The following is a 16,646-nucleotide window of genomic DNA, read 5'->3' on the forward strand; positions in this document are numbered from 1 at the left end:
ATCCTTCCCTCCGCTTCCAAATATGTATCCTCCATAGCCTGCTAGAAACGAGTAAGATTGATATAACTGACCTACATTCCACATAAAGGCGTACTGTTTGTTTTTTGGATCGTTATACGTTTCAGCGAACCGAATGAGCTCTTGGTAAGTGGCAGGAGCTTTATTCAGCAGTTTTTTATTGTAGTACAGCGCGTACGTATCGATCGCGGTTGGAAAACCGTAGAACACCCCATCATAGGTGACACCTTCTAGGGCGGAATCCATAATTTGATGTTTCATTTGTTCGTCGTATACATCATTTTGCAGCACGAGCCCTGCCATGACTGCATTCCCCAAATGATCATGCGGCGCGGAAAACACGTCGGCCCCGATTCCGGCTGGTCCATCTGTCGTCAGCTTCGTGACAGCGTCGATTGACGGAACCGCCACTACTTTTACACCAATCCCATATTCCTGTTCGAAATCTTCTGCGACCGCTTTCAAAAAATCTAGTTCAGGCCCCTTCGATTCCCATACGAGCAAATGGGCTCCCTTCTCCGGCTGCGATCCGGCTTCCCCTTCTCCCTGATGTACATTCTTCCCTCCAGCTTTCGGAGATGTTGAGGTCGCATGCTGTACGCCGCAAGCCGAGAGCAGCATCATGATGCATAACGAGACCATCAACATTGAAATGAAGAAGCGTTTAGACACTTTCTTCCCCTCCCGTCTATTGGTTGTTGTTAACTTAAACGTTTAAGTAATTTCAGTAACATGATAACTTTAATTGCCCGATGCCGTCAAATAAAAATTGTAGAGCCAGGGAGATCATGAAGAAAACAAACTGTTTTTTTCGGAAGATTCCAAAATAAAGCCCTCGCATCCGCTAGGAACACGAGGGCTATGACGATATGAATATGGATATTAGCAATCAAAGTACAGGCTATACTCTTGCGGATGAATGCGAATAGCTACGGATTTGGCTTCCTTACGTTTGATATGCAAATAATTTTCGATAAATGCTTTTGTAAATACGCCGCCTTCAAGCAAGAATTCATAGTCAGCTTCAAGCGCATCAAGCGATTCTTCCATCGTCGATGGAACGCTGCGAATCTCACGCTTCTCTGCATCCGACAATTCGTAAATATTGCGGTCATACGGCCCATAGCCAAGCTCTGTAGGATCCAGCTTGCGCTTGATTCCGTCGAGACCTGCCATCAGCATCGCAGCAAAGGCCAGGTATGGATTCGCCGTAGAATCCGGTGTACGGAATTCAATCCGACAGCCCTTCGGTGTAACCGCCGCTACCGGAATACGTACAGCCGCAGAGCGATTGCCTTTCGAGAATACGAGATTTACAGGCGCTTCATATCCCGGCACGAGTCGCTTAAAGGAGTTCGTGCTCGGATTCGTCAGTGCGATAAGCGCTGGCGCGTGGTGCAAAATTCCGCCGATATAATGCAGCGCCATCTCGCTCAAGTTCGCATAGCCGCCCTTTTCATAGAACAGCGGTGTATCGCCATTAAAGATCGATTGATGCACGTGCATCCCGCTTCCGTTATCCCCGAACAGCGGCTTCGGCATGAAGGTCGCAACTTTCCCGAAACGGCGTGCCGTGTTGTGCACGATATATTTATACTTCATCAGGTTATCTGCAGTACGCGTCAGTGAATCAAAGCGGAAGTTGATCTCGCCTTGCCCTGCCGTTGCAACCTCATGGTGGTGACGTTCAATGCGAAGTCCTGCTTCTTGCAGCAGACTGCACATCTCACTGCGCAAGTCTTGTTGTGTATCGATCGGCGCTACAGGCACATATCCGCCTTTTGTATGAATCTTGAAGCCCAGGTTCCCGCCCTCTTCCTTGCGGTTCGTGTTCCAAGAAGCCTCTTCGGAATCGACGAAGAAGGAAGAACTGTTCATTGTATTCTCATAACGAACATCATCGAAGATGAAAAATTCAGATTCTGGCGCAAAGTATGCATCCGTGCCTACTCCTGTTGTAGCCAAATACTCTTCCGCCTTCTGTGCAATGCTTCGTGGATCACGCTCATAACGCTCGCCGTCAGGCGTGAAGATGTTGCACATGATAATGAGCGTCGGACGTGCCGTAAATGGATCGACATAGCTGCTCTCCGTATCCGGCATCATGACCATATCGGATTCTTCAATTCCACGGAAACCCGTAATCGAGGAGCCGTCAAATGCAACGCCGTTCTCGAACGTGCTCTCATCCACTTCGGATGCAGGCAAGCTGATATGATGCGCACGACCTAACAGATCAATAAAACGAAAATCCACATACTCAATTTGTTTCTCTTTCATTAACTCCAACACGGTATTGACTGACATCTCGATTCCTCCCCAATCCGAACATTTCATATTTCTTTCCATCCGAATGTTCACTTTGTATTATTTGTTGAAATTATTATATGAAGCTGGATGCTCTTTCGTCAATACTCATGTAAGGTATTTTTTTATTTTATGTTAGGTTATCTAACATTGGAATTGATTTTATTCCCTACACACCTTAAATACTCATGATCATTCCGGTATAATTTAGACATACTTCATCAATACCTGATCGATTGAACTTATTTTTATCAACACACTACGTTTCGGTACATAACCTATCATTCATTTTATTTGCACAATCACACATATAAATAAGTTTTATCGTTAAATGTTTCAGCTGTTTCTATTACTTACTCGTCTAAGAAATCATCTTTTATATCCGTATTTCACACCTTCACGAGCATCTACCTCTACATCCGGAGGTTATCGTTCAATCTTCATTCCTAAACGCATTCGAGATTTCCGAAAGCAACCAGCTTACAAAAGTGATCCTGATGTTATCGCCTAATTGCACATAAATAAAAAAAAGGATGGGACAAAAAAATCGTCCCATCCTGTTACATCTATGACTCTTTATAATTCTTAGCGGTAATGACGGTTTCAAATTCAAAGGTTTCTGGCAGATGGTCGGCGTAAGAGTACTCAAAGGTGCGTCCGTCAGTCAGGTAGGCTACCTGTTCGACCCGCATCAGGAAATCCCGATCCTGCACATCCATAAACTGCTTCTCCCTTTCATCTGGGCGAATTCCTTTGACCCGGACAATCGATGTCCCCACTTCAAGACCAAGCTTGTTTTGTATGTGCGAGTATATTGACTGCTCTAATACCGTAGCTTCAATACCTGGTATGACCGAAATCGGCATCCATGTATGCTCCATAATCGTTGGAATACCGTGAATGATGCGGAGTCGAATGATTTTATAGACAAAATCGCCGACTGCAATTCCCAATTTTCCGGCAATGGTCTCATCTGCACCGACAATCGCAAACTCGATGATCTTGCTTTCTACCTCACTGCCGTACACAGCTTTCGTACCGGTTAAGGTCTGAATCATTCGCGCCTTCTCCTGCTGATGCCAATCTTGAACCACCGTTCCGCTGCCACGTCGTCGGATGATGTAGCCGTCACGGACCAGCAGATCCAGCGCCTTCTTGATGGTGAGAACCGAAACACCGAATTCTTCAGCAAGGATCAGGCTGCTTGGGATTTTCCCATTGACTTTATACTCACCGTCTAAGATCTGCTGTTTGATTTTTTGGTAAATGACGAGGTATTTTACTTGCGTAGACCCGCTTGCCATTCCCTCGCCTCCTATGTGCTGGTTTTTAATGCAATGCCTCAAGCTTGTAAACGGAAGGGGAGGGTGCAGTAAATCCGTTCTCCAAGATTTCCATGCTAGTTACCGCCTCTTCGTCTTTCACAAGCTTTGCAGTGCCATTTACGATTGTTTCATACGCTGCATCATAGAAACGGCCGTAATCGCCAAGCGGAGTTTTGATTTGTTTTTCAATCCAGTCACCGTTTGCGTTGCGGTATTTCGCAATGCCATAGTACATCGGTGAATCTTCACCAAAGCCTGCACTTTCAGGCATAATGCCTGCTTTCAGATCATTTTCCTGCTGATCTTCACCGAACTTGATGAATGAGCCATTTGTTCCGTGAACGATAAAGCGCGGATAATCTTTTGCTACGACATGGTTGGTTTTCAGTTTAATTTTCAATTGATGTCCGTAATGAAGATCCACATCGAAATAGTTATCAACCGCACCTTCCACTTCATTATTGCGGATATCGTATGTCACCACATCCGGACGGCCGAATAGCGAAACCATGCGATCCATCATGTGAATACCTAAACCGTAGAATGAACCTTCTTCCTTCGCACCTTCGCGGCTGATTGAACCAGGACGGAAGTAATCAATATGCGATTCAACTTCAACAATGTCACCAAGGAAGCCTTGTTCAACGACCTGCTTCACAGCTAAGAAATCACCATCGAAACGGCGATTTTGGTAAGGCATAACGACTACACCTTTTTCGCGGCCTAAAGCTAGTAATTCTTGCGCATGTTCAACGGTATCGCAGAATGGTTTTTCTACGATAACGGATTTCCCAGCAAGTATAACTCGTTTCGCCAATTCGTAGTGCGTGTGTGCTGGCGTACAGATCGTCACCAATTGAATTTCTTTGTCGTTCAATAATTCGTCCAAATCAGTGGTGAAGGCAACACCCTTTTCACGATATGGAGCCGCTAATTCTTCGTTAACATTCCGGACATAAATTGTTTTTACTTTTATATGCTCACGCGTATTCACGTAAGGTAAGTGATAGCGGTTGGCTGACTTTCCAAACCCGATAAAACCCATTGTTAATGTCATGTTCTTCAACTTCCTTTTTCAAAAATTGTTTCCTTGTTTATTATATATATTTATATTGAAAAGTATATAGTTTTCATTTTTAAAGTATATAGAAAAAGAGGTAAACCTAGTTATTTCGGTTTACCTCTTATCTTGCGCCATTTTTATTTTTCCCACGTATCAAAAAAGGCTGGCTCCATCTTCTTCGTCTCGAACGACTTGCCGCATAACGGAGCAAGCTGCTCCAACTCGCGCAGCAAGCCAGCGAATTGATCCGGGAAGAGGGACTGCACCCCATCGCCTGTCATCGAATTGTCTGGATCGGTATGCATTTCAATAATAAGACCGTCCGCACCAGCAGCCGCAGATGCTTTCGACATCGTCTCTACCAGCTCGCGGCGTCCTGTCGCATGGCTTGGATCGGCAATGACCGGCAAGTGGCTTAGCTGCTTCATAACCGGTATTGCGGTCAAATCAAATGTATTCCGTGTATACGTCTCGAATGTGCGGATACCGCGCTCACACAGCATGACATTCGGATTGCCGCCTGCCAATATATATTCCGCGGCATTGAGCCACTCGTCATATGTTGCGCTAAAGCCGCGCTTAAGCAGCACTGGCTTGCCGCACTCTCCAAGCTTGCGCAGCAGATCGAAGTTCTGCATATTTCGTGTGCCTACCTGCAAAATATCCGCATGCTCCGCACAAATATCTACATATTCAGGCGTCATCACTTCTGTAATGGTAAGAAGTCCGTGCTTCTCGCCCGCTTCCTTCATCATCTCTAGCCCTTCTACGCCAATGCCTTGGAAGCTGTACGGTCCCGTACGCGGCTTGAATGCTCCTCCGCGCAGAACTTGTCCGCCTGCTGCCTTCACCAACCGTGCAATCTCATTAATCTGAGCAGGCGATTCAACCGCACACGGCCCTCCCATAACCACCAAATTACCGCCGCCGATTTTCACGCCACGGATTTCGATTACTGTATCTTCCGGATGGAAGTCACGACTTGCCAGTTTGTATGATTTCGTAATTTTAACCACGTTCTCTACGCCCTTCATTTGTCTAAGATGTTCTGCCAGCTTCGGCTCCGCATGTCCAATAATCCCAATTACCGTATGAGCCGTTCCGCGGGATATATGAACTTGATTGCCTTGCCCTTCAATGATGCTGGCTATATTCGCGATCTGTTCTTCAGATGTCTCATTATTTACAATAACAATCATGATTGTACACCCTTTCTATGCGCAGTGCCAGTTAACCCCTTAAAGCAGAAATGCGTTCATCGATGACACTTCTTATTGTAGTTTTACTTTTGCACTTACTTTAATACTTTAATGCGTATAAGCTTTTATGCTTTTAACTGTTAAAGAAACTATACAGAACAACTACCGGATCGTCAACCCTTTGTTGCAATAATTTTCAGAAAAATAACAAAAGAAGCCGAACATAACGCACGACTTCTTTTCATCCCTATATATACTAGTTACACAGCTTACGATGTAACCTGAATCTTCATTTCCAGCGCTTTGTGGTAGTCCTTTATCATGTTTCGTTTTTTATCCTCAAGAGGCAGCCCGTTCTTATCGACAAAAAGCGTAAAAGGTTTCACGGTAATAAATTTAGTCCCAAAAACAGATGGAGCATACATGATTTTTTCATTATACTCCTTATCCGGCTTTTTCGCATACGTGCCCAGTCTGAACTGAACTAACTCGTTGCCTTTATCGTCTACGATTTCGTAATACATTTTGGATTGATGATACTTATTCGGTCGCTTCGTGCTGCTGCTTGGAATTTCTCCCTTGCTGTGAATCTGCAGCATTGTCGTCGCGTCGGTCATTCGCAGATTCATTACTTCGTAACTAAATTTCTGCGTATTCTTCTTGGCATTCGGCTGTATGTTTATATCACGTTTGGAGATGTTTTTCACCGGAATGACTAGAGTCATCTCCGCTGCCTCAAATTTCGCATTAATCGTCAACTCAAACTCATTCGGAAGAATAGGCTCTCCCGTTTTTGGATCGATGGCATTCGTAAACTCAACCATGCACATATTATTCTCTTTTCCTTTTTCCACGGGAACCGAACTTGCCATCATCGATAGCTTGTCCACCTGAAGCGGCTGTCCATTTATCAGATAACTCTTACTAGCATACAGTGGATTCTCTCCGCCTTCGGACTTCAACACCATGACAAAGCGAAGACCGTCGTACATAAGCTCAGGCACGCTTAACGTAACTCCGTCTTTTGTTGCCTTTGCGTCTTTCACTGTCGTCAAGCCTTTTTTGCTGGCCGCCTTTACCCCAGAGTCTCCCCAGTCCTGAAACACACTCGAACCAGATGCCGCTGCACTTGCCGTAGGTAAATCAACGACAGCTATTCCTGCTCCTGTACCCAATATAGCTGCCATACAAGTTACCGCTATCAACTTCTTCAATAATGATTGTTTATATGTACTCATAACTCCATCTCCTTTTTCATTCTTAAACCACCTAAAATAGGAAACAATATCAATTCCCTCAATTGTGACATCATCTTAACCTAATTCTAAAAACACCCCTCAACAGATACTTGGCATACCAAATATCCACTGGGGCTTGCTAGCCAATATCAACTTACCTTCTGACTATCGTTTCCGCAATTTTGATTAAGTCTTCCTGCGTCAATGTATTTCCTTCGTTGGTTATAATTCGAAATTGCTTGCCTTGTTCCGTCCATAGAAGTGTGTTTTGCTGCGGGCTATCCCGATATTCTGGCTGCAACTTTTGTCTTGCCTCTTCAGCAGTTTGATAATGATACCCTTTCTGGGCAGGGGATGCTTTCGAACCAAGTGCAATATATTCCAAAAGCAACGTATCCTCACCATTCATATATTTCAGTACAATTTGCCCCGCTTCCGTCCATTCATATTTCTTCGACAACACAGCTGCACCTTTCTTTTTGGCTTCTGCTCGTAAATCGTTCTTAAATTGCGGACTATAGGGACACCGTATTTCTGCTTTCGTAAAGGAATACCCTTCTGGCAGATTTGTAGGTTCTACTAATACGGTTCCTTTTAAATCAGTCGCCTTCTTCAAATAATTCTCATAGGTTTCAAATGAAGGGGAGACATACCCGGTGAAGATAATTTCCTGCCCCTTGCTTTTCGTTTTTCATTGTCAATAAATACGGCATAAGCATCACCCGGATTTTGCTCAACCAGCTTATGTAGTCTTGCCAACTCATCTTCAAAGACCTTCGGCTCGCCCGAAGGGCCTTTCACGGTATAGTCAATTGTGCCTTTGGCTGGCGCCGCTTCCGTGGCATTGTTCATATAGCTGAACATTAGCAACCCGCATATTGCTGCAATTACTAGTTTTGACGTCATTTTCATAAAGACAATTCTCCCCTGCACCTCTATTATGGAAATTTTCTATTCATCTATATGAACAACTCAAAAACGGGAATTGTGACACGGATCGACTTTTTATCCAATAAATAAAAAATCCCTTGGAAAAAGACTGGCTGTATCACCGTCTTCTCCAAGGGTAGTAGCGCATGAATTCGAATTTACGTGTCGCTCTTTTTTGATCCACCGTCATCACGGTTCTCGTCAAACAACGATTTTAAATCCTCGATTTCCTGCGCATTTAGCTTTTTATCCTGCAAAAAGTTGGCCAGCATCGGCTTCAAAGCTCCGCCATACAGCTTTTTCATGAAGGATTTGGTTTCGGATCGCAGGTACTCCTGCTCGCTGATAAGCGGGTAGTACAAATAGTTTCGTTTCGACCCCTTCTCCAGCTTTGCACCAGCTGCTTCCTTCTGAACCAAGCGGCTCAGGAGCGTCCGAGTCGTATTCGGGCTCCACTCCATCAAATCCGTCATTTGATTGACTACCTCAATGGAAGGACAATCGGGATGCGCCCACAATACGCGCATAACCTCCAGTTCAGCATCCGTAATAGGCGGTACTTTATTCATTCATGAAACCTCCAAACTCAATCGTTCAAGACCACGCATGTAGTTATACTCATGCTATAATTGTACTTTTACAATGTCAACCTGTTTTGTGTTTTTAACCATATAAAAGCCCATGTATCCTATTCGGAATGCATGGGCTTTTACGTATGAACGAATATGAATATATATAGCTATTTTTTCACTGTCGTTTTCGCCAGCTTGATCAAATCTTCTTTCGTCAACGGATTATCCTTATTGGTTACAATTTGAAAGCTCTTTCCACCATCTCTCCAACTAAGATAATTACTTCCTTCGTGATTCGGATCTTTCTTTTCCATTTCTATCGCGGATGTATACAGATATTCCTTTTCTTTTTTCTTTTTATATTCTTCTAAATCTTTCTCGTCCCAATGAAAACTCAATATATTAATGAAGTCTTCTCCTTTCGTGTACGATAGAGCGATATGGTCGCTTTTGATCACATTCAGCTTCTTCGAATATACCTGTTTGCCCAGCTTTTTAGCCTCGGCTCTTATTGCTGCTGAATCCTTAGGAGTGAACACAGAAATAATATCCGCTTTACTTAAACGATAACCCTCCGGAAAGTCAGCCGACTGCTGCGGCACCGCCTCTTTCAAGGCCGATGCTCTTTTGATGTAAGCCTCATACGTATCGAAGCTTTGAGATCGGGGGCTGCCCATGAAGGTGAATTCTGAGAAGGAAATATTTCCAGCTGGTAGACTGTCTTTTTCTTTCTTTAATTCCTTGTTGACATATAAAATGTACGAATCATTCGGATTTTTTTTCAATAATTTATTTATCTTCTCCTTCTCTTCATTTACTAACTTTTCACCTTTGCTAATCGCCGCTGGTTTAGCAGCTGCCGTCTGTAAGGTGATATTGCTTGAAGGTTGGGATGGGGCCGCCTCTACCTTAAGGTTCACCGAAGAACCCAACAAAAAAATACTACTCAGTGCTGTGATTGCTACTTTTGATGCTGCTTTCATGTTATACCGCTCCTCTCATTTTGAGTCCTCCCCATAAACTAGAACTGTAGTTTATGGGGAGGACTTGGTTCATGTATTCTATTTAGCTGCATGGGCTTGTACAGTAATTCCGTCTATATATCTATTTTTTTACTGCCGTTTTTGCTAATATGATCAACTCTTCCTTCGTCAACGGATTGTTCTTATTGGTTTCCACTTGGAAGCTTTTGCCGCCTTCTCTCCAACTAAGATAATTTCTTCCTCCGTGATTCGGATCTTTCTTTTCCATGTCTTTCGCTGATGTATAGCTATATTCCTTTTCCTTCTTCTTCTTATATTCTTCTAAATCTTTCTCGTCCCAATGAAAACTTGATATATTAATAAAGTCTTGTCCTTTCGTGTACGATAACGAGATATGGTCGCTTTTTATCAGGTTCATTTTCTTCGAATATACCTGTTTACCCAGCTTTTTAGCCTCGGCTTTTATTGCTGCTAAGTCCTGGGGAGTGAACACAGAATAAATATTTGCTTTAGTTAAGCTATAACCTTCCGGAAAGTCAGTTGGCTGCTGTGGCACCACCTCTTTCAAGGTCGATGCTCTTTTGAGGTAATCCTCATAAGTATCGAAACTTTGAGATCGGGGGCTTCCCATAAAAGAAACTTCTGAAAAAGAAATCCACCCTTCCGGAATACTGTCTTTTCTTCTTCAATTCACTGCTGACATATAAAATGTACGAATCATTCGGATTCCCTTCCAGCAATTTGTTAATCTTATCCTTCTCTGCTACTACTAACTTTTCACCTTCACTTATCAACTCTGGTTTGACGGCAGCTGTCTTCACAGTGATATTGCTTGAAGTACGAGATGGGGCCGCCTCTGCCATGAGATTTACTGAAGAAGAACCCAACATTAAAATGCTGCTTAGTGCTGTAATTGCCACTTTTGATGCTACTTTCATTTTGTAGTACTCCTCTCATTTTTGATTATGACTTATAAACTACATCCGTAGTTTAATTACATACTACATCTGTAGTTTATAAATGTCAACATGATTTGTGTGATTTTTCTTTCTATATCCACTTGCCGATCACATGCAAAAAGATAGCCCATGCACTCTATTCCGACTGCATGGGCTTTTTACAAGTCCTTAGACTCTGTAACCATTTTCATCATTTCTAAAAATATATCGCTTAAAAATCTATTTTTCTACTGCCGTTTTCGCTAACTGGATCAGCTCATCCTTCGTCAATGGATTACTCGGATTGGTTACAATTTGGAAGCTTTTACCGTATTCTCTCCAACTAAGATAATTTCTTCCTTCATGATTCGGATTTTCCTTTTCCATGTCTTTCGCGGATGTATATAGATATTCCTTTTCTTTCCTCTTTTTATATTCTTCTAAATCTTTCTCCTTCCAATGGAAACTCGTTATATTGATAAAGTCTTCACCATTTGTGAACGTTAGCGAGATATGATCGCTATTTGTTATATTCATTTTCTTCGAATATACCTGTTTGCCCAGCTTTTTAGCCTCGGCCTCCACTGGTGCAAAATCCTTTGAAGTGAACACGTTATCAATTTCCGCTCTGCTAAAGATATAACCATCCGGCAAGTCAGCCGGCTGCTGCGGTACCGCCTCTTTCAAAGCTGATGCTCTTTGGAGGTAAGCCTCATAGGTATCGAAGCTAGGAGAAGGACTTCCCATGAGATTAAATTCAGAAAGAGAAAAACCCTCAACGGGGAGACCGCCTTTTACTTCATTGCTGACATATACGATATACGTATCATCCGGATTTTTTTCAAGCAATTTGGCGATTCTCTCTTTCTCCGCTTTCTCCAGCTTCTTCCCTTCACCTTCAGCTTCTGGTTTAGTTGCCGCCGTTTTCATGGCGATCTCGTTTACAACTGGGGACTCGACAGCATCAACATCGTTTCCCTTCGCATTTACCAGCGTCACGCTGCCAAGTGCAATCATAATCGCCACCCCCAATATGGACAAATGATAGGATTTTTTATGAAATCGCTTGATCATTAGCAATCTTCTCTTCATTTGTTTATGTGTAGCGGACAATCCGGCAAGACTCGGCTGATGTTGTTTGCCTGACAAATGAAAATGCTCTAGCACATGGATGATGGTCTGCCCGTATGTATGGTTATGCTGTAGATTTGGCTGTGAACTCATCCGATCCAGCACGCATGCATCACAGGCCATCTCCTGATCCTGCCTTGCTTTTTGTACAGCAAGCCATAACAACGGATTAAACCAATGGATAATAAGCAGAATGTGCATCAACCAGTTCACCGCCACATCCCGCCGCTGGATGTGCCCAAATTCGTGTGCCAAAATACACTGAATCTGTTCCCCTCGCAGTGTGACGAGCAGACTCGGTGAAATTATGATCGCGGGCTTGCGAAAACCGACTACGGCAGGTCCGGGAATGCGTTCACTGGCCACAAACCTCACATCACGCTTTACGCCCATTAACTGCTTTGTTTCGCGGAACACGGTCGATAAATAAGGCGTTTCAATTGTTCTGCCCTCACGAAGGGCTCGCTTCAATTGAAACTGGTCATAAACGGTTTTCGCAGCAAAAAGCAGGACACCCAAGAGCCAAACTAACATCAGCATATTGGTGAAGCCCATTTGCTTGAACCCACTCCACCAAAATCGCATGTCCCATGTGGTAGTGGATACCTCTATTTTCCTTTCTAAAAGGACGCTTTTCTCCGAATCAGCAGCATTCTCTGCTTGAGCCTCTGCTTCGCTCCTTTCCCCTGCACTTTCCCACAAGCTGTACCAAGCCGATGGAAGTTGAGCTTGCGATTGTTCTTGACTAACGGGAACTATGGCCTCCAACGAAAAAACATTGTATAGGCTAAGTGAAGATTCCGGCGCCCAAGGCATCAGCAGACGAATCGCCACAGGTACCCACAGCAGATACTTCCACCTAACTTCAAGCTTGTTTTTAAATAAAAATTGCAGGATAAGAACCAGCACAATAAGAATACTGGCCATAAAAGATCCGCGGAGAACCCAGCCGAAAAGCGATAATAAACATTCATACATTGTCGGACTCATTCGAAATCTCTCTTTTCCGAATTGTCACCGCGTTTATCATCAAATAAAGCCTTGAGATCCTCGATTTCCTGGGCGTTCAGATTCTTATCCTCTAGAAAGTGGGCCAACATCGGCTTTAATGACCCGCCATACAGCTTTTTCATAAATGAGGTCGTTTCAGATCGCAAGTATTCCTGCTCGCTGATGATCGAAAAGAATAGCTGGGTGCGCTTCGAACCCTCTTCCAGCTTCACTCCAGCCGCTTTCTTCTGCACCAATCGATTCAGAAGCGTACGGCTTGTATTCGGACTCCATTCCATGCGCTCCGCCATCCGTTTTACGATCTCGCTGGAAGGACAATTTGGTTTTTCCCACAAGACGCGCATGACTTCCAATTCCGCATCTGTAATTGGTGGTATGTGATTCATGCATGCAACCCCCAAAAAATTTATTTTTTATACTACACATGTAGTTATATCACATACTACGTTTGTAGTTCAGAAATGTCAACAGGTTTCTTTTCTGAATCTCCTTAATCATGCATGCAAAAATTTGACGCCTATTAATCTAAGGATTTACGTTGATCACACTCAATAAGATAGCCCACACATCCTATTCGGACTGCATGGGCTTGGACACAAGCTATTTTTTCACCATCGTTTTTGCCAGCTTGATCATCTCTTCCTTCTTCAACGGATTATCATTGGTTAGGATATAATACAACTTTCCATTTTCTCTCCAGTTCAGCTCGTTCCATAAATTCTTCTTATCCAGTTTAGGATTTTCCTTATTTTTTTCTGCTGCACTTACATAGGTATATCCCTGTTTATTTTGCTTCAAATCCACCGAATCAAGATTTCTGCTTCCCAAAGTAATCGTATCGTCTCCATTTTTGTACTCTAGTCGTATCCAGTTCGAAGTTGTCCAGTTGATTTTCTTGGAATAAATCTGTTTGTTTAATTTTTTCGCTTCCGCCTTCAATTGTGCAGAGTAATCAACGCTAAATGGCCCCATAATTTCTGCCTTGGAGAGACGATAACCTTCCGGCAAGTCAGCAGGTTGCTGTAGTGTTGCTTCCTTCAAAGTGTCTGCTTTCTTCAGATAGTCCTCATATTTGTCAAATTTCGGCATACTGTTGCCCATCATGTATACTTCTGCTTTGCCTTTGACTTTCGTCAATTCATTGCTGACATACACGATATAGGTATCATCCGGATTTTTTCAAGTAATTTCTCGATTCTCTCCTGCTCGGCTTTCTCCAGCTTTTCGCCTTCAGTCATGGTCTTTGGTTTAGCAGCTGCCGTCTTCAACGTTATATCGCTTATCGAACGAGAAGACGCTGCCTCTGCTGCGAGATTCATCGAACCAATTAATAAGATGCCGCCTATCGTTGCGATTGCTATTTTCATCGTCATTTTCATATCAAAATGCCCCTCTCTAGTTATTCTTTTAGTCATCTCATCTTATATAACAAATTTCACCATGCCTCTTGTGACATGATTTTCAGTAGTTCTACTTTTTCACCATCGTTGTCGCCAGCTTGATCAGGTCTTCCTTCGTCAACGAATTCTCTGCATTGGTTGAAATCGAGAACCCCTTACCCTGTTCATACCAATTTAATGAGGTAGTAATAAATTTAGGATCAAGTTTTGGATTTTTCTTTTTCACGTCCGCAGCAGCGATATAGACATATCCGTTTTGATTCTTATCCATCTCTTCAATCCGATAACTTGAGAACTGAATATAATCCTTGCCGTTCACGAAACGCAACTGAATCATATTCGTATCCTTCCACTCAAGCTTCTTTGAATAGATCTTTTTGCCGAGCTTTTTCGCCTCAGCCTGCAGGGCTGCCGCATACTCATTTGTATAAGGCGCAGCAACAATGACCCCTTCGAACGTATAGTTCTTCGACAGATCAGCAGGCTTCTGCGGAGCTGGCTCTTTCATAACACGCAACAACTTCTCGTAGTCCTCGTATTTCTCGTAGCGCGGATTAAAGTTGCCATAACCAAAAACCTCAAATCCCTTCGGCTGATAACTGCTGTATATCAGATACATATCACATGGATTTTTTTCCAACAGTTTGTCAAGTTTAGCCTTCTCGGCTTGCTCCAACTTCTCGCCTTCATTCGCAGCCATTGGTTTCGTTGCTGCTACCTTCAAGCTGATGCCGCTTATAGCATGATCTGACGCTGTGCCTGACATGAGGTGCATGGATCCGAACAATAGAATGCTGCATTGTGAAGCAATTGCTATTTTCATCTTCGTATTCATATAAAATCGCACCTTTCCTGTTTGACATGTAATATCTACCATTTATATAACAATTTCAACCATTTGATTGTGACATGACTTTCAATCGAAGAACTGCAAATACCCCCAGGTTAGACATGCTGATCTACGTCTTCCCTGAGGGTGTTCAATATCGGTCTATCTTACGTTTCGCATCAATAACATGGCGATTCTTACTTTTTGACCATCGTTTTCGCCAACTTGATCATCTCTTCCTTCGTCATTGGATTCTTTGGATTCGTATGAACGGAAAGCAGCTTGCCGTGTTGGATCCAAACCAACGAATTTACTATATATTTCTCGCCTACATATGGATTATCTTTTTTCATTTTTTCCGCGGTTGTATAGGTATACTCTTGACTATAATTTTTCTTATCCACCGCATCAGGCTTACGGCTGCTTATTTTGATAAAATCGTCTCCATTTTTGAATTCTAATTTGGTTTCGTTTGTGGTTGTCCAATTGAGTTTTTTAGAGTAAATCTGTTTGTTTAATTTTTTCGCTTCTGCTTTCAAATCTGCAGCAAAATCAACGCTATATGGACCTGTAATCTCTGCCGCGGAGAAGACATATCCCTTGGGCAAGTTAGCAGGCTTTTGCAGCGTTGCTTCCTTCAAACTGGATGCTTTCTTTAGATAGTCCTCATATTTGTTATACTTTGGAAAGGAGTTGCCCATCAAGTAGACCTCTCCTTTACCTTTGACTTTAGTCAATTCATTACTGACATATAAGATATAGGTATCATCCGGATTTTTTTCAAGTAATTTCTCGATTCTCTCCTGCTCTGCTTTCTCCAGCTTCTCGCCCTCAGTCATGGTCTTTGGTTTAGCTGCTGCCGTCTTCAACGTTATATCGCTTATCGAACGAGAAGACGCTGCCTCTGCCGTGAGATTCATCGAACCAAATAATAGGATGCCGCTTATCGTTGCGATTGCAAGTTTCATTGTCATTTTCATATCAAATTGCCCCTCTCTCGTTAATCTTTTGACGTCTTATCTTATATAACAATTCTCACCGTGCCTTTCGTGACATCATTATCAAAAAATCCCTAAAAAACAAAAAACAACCCCCTGAAAAACTGCTAATCCTTCACATCTTCCCCGGGGGTTACTCGATATACTTCGTCCGATTACGAAACCCTGCTTATTATTTTTTCTCAAGTACCATCGTTTTCGAAAGCTTGATTAGATCTTCTTTGGACATATCAGTGTTCGTTTGAATCGAAATTAATTTGTCATTCACCCTCCAAGACAGTAAACTATAAGCAGTTTCAGGACTCTCTTTTTTACCTTTTCGATTGGAGGTTCATAGACATAACCTGTTTGCTTTTTCGCTGTTTTCGGGTCGATCGTGAGCATATCCAATAGGAACTTCTTCTTGCCATTCACATACTCAAGCTTGAATTTGCCCGGTACCTTCCAATCATACTTCTTCGCATACAGCAATTTGCCTTGTCCCTCAATGGCGGCTTCTTTTTTGACTTCTGCTTCGAACTCCTTACTTTTCAGATACTCGATTTCCGCTTTGGCTAACTTATATCCCTTCGGCAGGTTGGACGGCTTCTGCAATACTGGCCCTTGATAGGTAGCAGCCTTTTTTATATATTCCTCATATGTTTTGAACGTAAGCGGATTGATTATATAGAGGAATTCCATTCCGGACATCAATTTTTTATTGC

19 protein-coding genes are annotated in these 16,646 nt (G+C 42.9%); all 19 read right to left on the bottom strand.

Features of this window, described 5'->3' with window-relative positions; genetic code table 11:
• Positions 1 to 690: extracellular solute-binding protein (locus AZ66_RS18065; RefSeq protein ID WP_044356120.1), on the bottom strand; the 690-nt coding region annotated here is incomplete at its 3' end.
• A gap of 210 nt (positions 691 to 900) precedes the next feature.
• The gene (glnA, locus tag AZ66_RS18070) at positions 901 to 2,325 is read right to left on the bottom strand and encodes a type I glutamate--ammonia ligase (protein WP_044356111.1); all 1,425 of its coding nucleotides are present in this window, start codon (positions 2,323 to 2,325) and stop codon (positions 901 to 903) included.
• 566 nt (positions 2,326 to 2,891) lie between these two features.
• Positions 2,892 to 3,629 carry a GntR family transcriptional regulator gene (locus AZ66_RS18075; RefSeq protein WP_044356112.1) on the bottom strand — a complete coding sequence of 246 codons (738 nt, stop codon included), beginning with the start codon at positions 3,627 to 3,629 and terminating at the stop codon, positions 2,892 to 2,894.
• 25 nt (positions 3,630 to 3,654) lie between these two features.
• Positions 3,655 to 4,707: an oxidoreductase gene (locus AZ66_RS18080; RefSeq protein ID WP_044356113.1), complete on the bottom strand. Its 1,053-nt coding sequence runs from the start codon at positions 4,705 to 4,707 to the stop codon at positions 3,655 to 3,657.
• Positions 4,708 to 4,850: 143 nt separating this feature from the next.
• Positions 4,851 to 5,912 carry a 3-deoxy-7-phosphoheptulonate synthase gene (aroF, locus tag AZ66_RS18085; RefSeq protein WP_044356114.1) on the bottom strand — a complete coding sequence of 354 codons (1,062 nt, stop codon included), beginning with the start codon at positions 5,910 to 5,912 and terminating at the stop codon, positions 4,851 to 4,853.
• Positions 5,913 to 6,181: 269 nt separating this feature from the next.
• Positions 6,182 to 7,150, bottom strand: coding sequence for a DUF4179 domain-containing protein (locus tag AZ66_RS29970; protein WP_052648602.1), 969 nt, complete (start codon positions 7,148 to 7,150; stop codon positions 6,182 to 6,184).
• Between the two features lie 154 nt (positions 7,151 to 7,304).
• On the bottom strand, positions 7,305 to 7,766 hold the full coding sequence (locus AZ66_RS29975) for a hypothetical protein (protein ID WP_052648603.1): 462 nt from the start codon (positions 7,764 to 7,766) through the stop codon (positions 7,305 to 7,307).
• Complete coding sequence (locus tag AZ66_RS29980) at positions 7,763 to 8,062, bottom strand: hypothetical protein (protein WP_052648605.1); 300 nt, start codon at positions 8,060 to 8,062, stop codon at positions 7,763 to 7,765. The genes AZ66_RS29975 and AZ66_RS29980 overlap by 4 nt, the downstream gene beginning before the upstream one ends.
• Before the next feature lie 176 nt (positions 8,063 to 8,238).
• Positions 8,239 to 8,649 (bottom strand): BlaI/MecI/CopY family transcriptional regulator, encoded by a 411-nt coding sequence (locus tag AZ66_RS18100; RefSeq protein WP_021260992.1) that lies wholly within the window; start codon positions 8,647 to 8,649, stop codon positions 8,239 to 8,241.
• Between the two features lie 170 nt (positions 8,650 to 8,819).
• Entirely contained in the window at positions 8,820 to 9,635 is an 816-nt protein-coding gene (locus tag AZ66_RS18105; protein ID WP_044356115.1) for a hypothetical protein, read from the bottom strand.
• 121 nt (positions 9,636 to 9,756) lie between these two features.
• Positions 9,757 to 10,203, bottom strand: a complete 447-nt coding sequence (locus AZ66_RS29985) for a hypothetical protein (RefSeq protein WP_052648608.1) — start codon at positions 10,201 to 10,203, stop codon at positions 9,757 to 9,759.
• A 25-nt stretch (positions 10,204 to 10,228) separates the two neighbouring features.
• Positions 10,229 to 10,573 (bottom strand): hypothetical protein, encoded by a 345-nt coding sequence (locus tag AZ66_RS29990; RefSeq protein ID WP_052648610.1) that lies wholly within the window; start codon positions 10,571 to 10,573, stop codon positions 10,229 to 10,231.
• A gap of 240 nt (positions 10,574 to 10,813) precedes the next feature.
• Positions 10,814 to 12,694: a M56 family metallopeptidase gene (locus AZ66_RS18115; RefSeq protein ID WP_044356116.1), complete on the bottom strand. Its 1,881-nt coding sequence runs from the start codon at positions 12,692 to 12,694 to the stop codon at positions 10,814 to 10,816.
• A complete protein-coding gene (locus AZ66_RS18120) occupies positions 12,691 to 13,101 on the bottom strand; it encodes a BlaI/MecI/CopY family transcriptional regulator (RefSeq protein WP_044356117.1) in 411 nt (136 codons plus the stop codon). The genes AZ66_RS18115 and AZ66_RS18120 overlap by 4 nt, the downstream gene beginning before the upstream one ends.
• A 214-nt stretch (positions 13,102 to 13,315) precedes the next feature.
• Positions 13,316 to 13,870: a hypothetical protein gene (locus AZ66_RS18125; RefSeq protein ID WP_052648611.1), complete on the bottom strand. Its 555-nt coding sequence runs from the start codon at positions 13,868 to 13,870 to the stop codon at positions 13,316 to 13,318.
• Entirely contained in the window at positions 13,849 to 14,094 is a 246-nt protein-coding gene (locus AZ66_RS32810; protein ID WP_231586935.1) for a hypothetical protein, read from the bottom strand. Before AZ66_RS32810 ends, AZ66_RS18125 begins: the two co-directional genes overlap by 22 nt.
• Positions 14,095 to 14,185: 91 nt before the next feature.
• Positions 14,186 to 14,950 (bottom strand): hypothetical protein, encoded by a 765-nt coding sequence (locus AZ66_RS18130; RefSeq protein ID WP_044356118.1) that lies wholly within the window; start codon positions 14,948 to 14,950, stop codon positions 14,186 to 14,188.
• A 191-nt stretch (positions 14,951 to 15,141) separates the two neighbouring features.
• Entirely contained in the window at positions 15,142 to 15,924 is a 783-nt protein-coding gene (locus AZ66_RS18135; protein WP_044356119.1) for a hypothetical protein, read from the bottom strand.
• Between the two features lie 282 nt (positions 15,925 to 16,206).
• Positions 16,207 to 16,646: hypothetical protein (locus tag AZ66_RS31955; RefSeq protein WP_197081731.1), on the bottom strand; the 440-nt coding region annotated here is incomplete at its 5' end.

Source organism: Paenibacillus sp. E194 (assembly GCF_000935845.1).
GTDB lineage: Bacteria > Bacillota > Bacilli > Paenibacillales > Paenibacillaceae > Paenibacillus_B > Paenibacillus_B alvei_B.